Genomic DNA, 1170 nt, shown 5'->3' with positions numbered 1-1170 from the left:
TTCATCACCATAACCATTGGACTTTAATAATAATATACTATTTCCAGATTAATAGCCTTGTAGCCTACAACATTTTCTGGAGTTAGTTAGCGATGTGATCGTTGTTTGCAACGAAAATAGTACTTAAATTACCTTATATCGATGCAAAACGATACAGAAGAAGAACTGTTGGCGCTATAAACTCGAAGCGATTACAATGCCAAACTTTGTTTTTGGCTGTAAGTTTAGCCATTGAAACTGACTGAATTGGGATATCTAAATCATGACTCACCCTTGTAAGCTATCAGTAGCCCCTATGCTCGATTGGACAGATCGCCACTGCCGATACTTTCATCGCTTGCTGTCCTCGCAAACGTTACTGTACACCGAGATGGTCACGACAGGCGCGATCATTCATGGTAAAGGGGATTTCTTGGCTTACAACGAGGAGGAACACCCAGTAGCGTTACAATTGGGTGGTTCGAATCCTCAAGACCTTGCTCATTGTGCCAAACTTGCCCAGCAGTACGGGTACGATGAAATCAACCTCAATGTAGGTTGCCCGTCCGATCGCGTCCAGAATGGTCGTTTTGGTGCTTGTTTAATGGCTGAGCCGCAACTGGTGGCGGATTGCGTTGCAGCGATGAAATCAGTAGTTGATATTCCGGTAACCGTGAAGACGCGCATTGGTATTGATGACATGGATTCTTATGAATTTTTGACTGATTTTATTTCATTGGTATCAGAGAAAGGGGGCTGTGAACAGTTTACTATTCATGCGCGTAAGGCGTGGCTTAGTGGTTTGAGCCCAAAAGAGAACCGTGAAATACCGCCGTTAGATTACTCACGGGCATATCAGCTGAAAAAAGATTTCCCACATTTAGTCATTGCTGTGAATGGCGGTGTCAAAACCTTAGCTGAAGTCAGTGAGCATTTACAGCATCTTGATGGCGTAATGATTGGACGGGAAGCTTATCAAAGCCCTTATTTGTTGGCGGAAGTGGATCAGACCATTTTTGGTATGGATACGCCGATTAAAAAACGTTCTCAAATTATTGAAGAGATGTTTCCTTATATTGAACGTCAATTAGCTCAGGGGTCTTACCTTGGCCATATTACCCGCCATATGTTAGGTATGTTCCAAAATATGCCAGGTGCTCGTCAATGGCGACGTTATATCAGTGAGAATGC

General features: G+C 43.2%; 1 protein-coding gene. It reads left to right on the top strand.

Annotation, left to right across the window (positions count from 1 at the left end):
- Positions 1–262: 262 nt before the first annotated feature.
- Positions 263–1170, top strand: a 908-nt coding sequence (gene dusA / locus B9J84_RS10960) for a tRNA dihydrouridine(20/20a) synthase DusA (RefSeq protein ID WP_404207061.1), incomplete at its 3' end; no start/stop codon positions are given.

This window comes from Vibrio sp. V03_P4A6T147 (assembly GCF_002241085.1).
Classification (GTDB): Bacteria; Pseudomonadota; Gammaproteobacteria; order Enterobacterales; family Vibrionaceae; genus Vibrio; species Vibrio anguillarum.
This window is presented reverse-complemented; position numbering and strand designations above follow the sequence as displayed.